The organism is Yinghuangia seranimata (assembly GCF_029953285.1).
Lineage (GTDB): Bacteria > Actinomycetota > Actinomycetes > Streptomycetales > Streptomycetaceae > Yinghuangia > Yinghuangia seranimata.
Map to the genome: position 1 here is coordinate 1 of NZ_JASAOI010000106.1, position 3420 is coordinate 3420.

The following is a 3420-nucleotide window of genomic DNA, read 5'->3' on the forward strand; positions in this document are numbered from 1 at the left end:
TCCGGTTGTTGTTTGAGAACTGCACAGTGGACGCGAGCATCTGTGGCCAAGTTAGTAAGGGCGCACGGTGGATGCCTGGGCACCAGGAACCGATGAAGGACGTGGGAGGCCGCGAAAGGCCTCGGGGAGCTGTCAACCGAGCTGTGATCCGAGGATGTCCGAATGGGGAAACCCGGCAGTCGTCATGGGCTGTCACCCGCACCTGAATGTATAGGGTGTGTGGAGGGAACGCGGGGAAGTGAAACATCTCAGTACCCGCAGGAAGAGAAAACAACCGTGATTCCGCGAGTAGTGGCGAGCGAAAGTGGATCAGGCTAAACCGAGTAGGTGTGATACCCGGCAGGGGTTGCCTATTCGGGGTCGTGGGACGGCACTTCAGTTGTCTGCCGGCAGCTGGGCGAGTCAGAAACCGTATGGATAGTCGAAGGACATGCGAAAGGTCCGGCGTAGAGGGTAAGACCCCCGTAGACGAAATCTGTACGGCTTGCTTGTGTTGTTCCCAAGTAGCACGGGGCCCGAGAAATCCCGTGTGAATCTGGCGGGACCACCCGCTAAGCCTAAATATTCCCTGGTGACCGATAGCGGACTAGTACCGTGAGGGAAAGGTGAAAAGTACCCCGGGAGGGGAGTGAAATAGTACCTGAAACCGTGTGCCTACAAGCCGTGGGAGCGTCGCCATCCGGGTTTCGTCTCGGGTGGTCGTGACTGCGTGCCTTTTGAAGAATGAGCCTGCGAGTTTGCGGTGTGTGGCGAGGTTAACCCGTGTGGGGTAGCCGTAGCGAAAGCGAGTCCGAATAGGGCGACTGAGTCGCGCGCCCAAGACCCGAAGCGGAGTGATCTAGCCATGGGCAGGGTGAAGCGGAGGTAAGACTTCGTGGAGGCCCGAACCCACCAGGGTTGAAAACCTGGGGGATGACCTGTGGTTAGGGGTGAAAGGCCAATCAAACTCCGTGATAGCTGGTTCTCCCCGAAATGCATTTAGGTGCAGCGTCGTGTGTTTCTTGCCGGAGGTAGAGCACTGGATGGTTGATGGGCCTCACCGGGTTACTGAGATCAGCCAAACTCCGAATGCCGGTAAGTGAGAGCGCGGCAGTGAGACTGCGGGGGATAAGCTCCGTGGTCGAGAGGGAAACAGCCCAGAGCACCGACTAAGGCCCCCAAGCGTGCGCTAAGTGGGAAAGGATGTGGAGTCGCAGAGACAACCAGGAGGTTGGCTTAGAAGCAGCCACCCTTGAAAGAGTGCGTAATAGCTCACTGGTCAAGTGATTCCGCGCCGATAATGTAGCGGGGCTCAAGCGCACCGCCGAAGTCGTGTCATTCGTGCTATAGCCAAGCCTTTGTGGTTCAGGCGCACGGATGGGTAGGGGAGCGTCGTGCAGCGGGTGAAGCCGCGGTGGAAGCCAGTGGTGGACGCTGCACGAGTGAGAATGCAGGCATGAGTAGCGAATCACACGTGAGAAACGTGTGCGCCGGATGACCAAGGGTTCCTGGGGCAGGCTAATCCGCCCAGGGTAAGTCGGGACCTAAGGCGAGGCCGACAGGCGTAGTCGATGGACAACGGGTTGATATTCCCGTACCCGCTACGATGCGCCAGCGCTGAACCTCGTGATGTTAAGGCCGTGAAGCGGCCGGCGAGCCTTCGGGCGGACCGGTGCGGTGGAGCCGCCGAACCAAGCGGGTAGTAGGTGAGCGATGGGGTGACGCAGGAAGGTAGTCCAGCCCGGGCGGTGGTTGTCCCGGGGTAAGGGTGTAGGACGTCAGGTAGGCAAATCCGCCTGACACATAGTCTGAGACCTGATGCCGACCCGATTGAGGGGAAGTGGATGATCCTATGCTGCCGAGAAAAGCCTCTAGCGAGTGTCGTGGCGGCCCGTACCCCAAACCGACTCAGGTGGTCAGGTAGAGAATACTAAGGCGTTCGGGTGAACTGTGGTTAAGGAACTCGGCAAAATGCCCCCGTAACTTCGGGAGAAGGGGGGCCAGCTCTGGTGCGAGGACTTGCTCCTCAAGCTGGGGGTGGCCGCAGAGACCAGCGAGAAGCGACTGTTTACTAAAAACACAGGTCCGTGCGAAGTCGTAAGACGATGTATACGGACTGACGCCTGCCCGGTGCTGGAACGTTAAGGGGACCGGTTAGCTCTTCGGGGCGAAGCTGAGAACTTAAGCGCCAGTAAACGGCGGTGGTAACTATAACCATCCTAAGGTAGCGAAATTCCTTGTCGGGTAAGTTCCGACCTGCACGAATGGCGTAACGACTTCTCGACTGTCTCAACCACAGGCCCGGTGAAATTGCACTACGAGTAAAGATGCTCGTTTCGCGCAGCAGGACGGAAAGACCCCGGGACCTTTACTACAGCTTGATATTGGTGTTCGGTTCGGCTTGTGTAGGATAGGTGGGAGCCGGTGAAGCAGCCACGCCAGTGGTTGTGGAGGCGACGTTGAAATACCACTCTGGTCGTGCTGGATGTCTAACCTGGGTCCGTGATCCGGATCAGGGACAGTGTCTGGTGGGTAGTTTAACTGGGGCGGTTGCCTCCTAAAGGGTAACGGAGGCGCCCAAAGGTTCCCTCAGCCTGGTTGGCAATCAGGTGTCGAGTGTAAGTGCACAAGGGAGCTTGACTGTGAGACCGACGGGTCGAGCAGGTGCGAAAGCAGGGACTAGTGATCCGGCGGTGGCTTGTGGAAGCGCCGTCGCTCAACGGATAAAAGGTACCCCGGGGATAACAGGCTGATCTTCCCCAAGAGTCCATATCGACGGGATGGTTTGGCACCTCGATGTCGGCTCGTCGCATCCTGGGGCTGGAGTAGGTCCCAAGGGTTGGGCTGTTCGCCCATTAAAGCGGTACGCGAGCTGGGTTTAGAACGTCGTGAGACAGTTCGGTCCCTATCCGCTGTGCGCGTAGGAGTCTTGAGAAGGGCTGTCCCTAGTACGAGAGGACCGGGATGGACGAACCTCTGGTGTGCCAGTTGTCCTGCCAAGGGCACGGCTGGTTGGCTACGTTCGGGAGGGATAACCGCTGAAAGCATCTAAGCGGGAAGCCTGCTTCGAGATGAGGGCTCCCACAGGGTTGACCTGGTAAGGCCCCCGGTAGACGACCGGGTTGATAGGCCGGATGTGGAAGCACAGTAATGTGTGGAGCTGACCGGTACTAATAGGCCGAGGACTTGTCCTCAGATGCTCGCGTCCACTGTGTGGTTCCCGGACCGCAACCGGTTTCGGTGTGAACCACAGTTGAGAATTTCATAGAGCCTTCTGGCTCGCTGGAAGTCTTCGACACACGGTTGTTGTGTTCGATGGTTTTCCGGTGGTCATGGCGAAGAGGAAACGCCCGGTCCCATTCCGAACCCGGAAGCTAAGCTCTTCAGCGCCGATGGTACTGCACTCGAAGGGGTGTGGGAGAGTAGGACGCCGCCGGAATT

2 rRNA genes are annotated in these 3420 nt (G+C 58.3%); both read left to right on the forward strand.

Annotated features, from left to right (window positions below):
* Positions 1-44 precede the first annotated feature (44 nt).
* Positions 45-3173: ribosomal RNA gene (locus QI554_RS43285) — 23S ribosomal RNA — on the forward strand.
* Positions 3174-3301: 128 nt separating this feature from the next.
* Positions 3302-3418, forward strand: a 5S ribosomal RNA gene (gene rrf, locus QI554_RS43290).
* Positions 3419-3420: the final 2 nt, after the last annotated feature.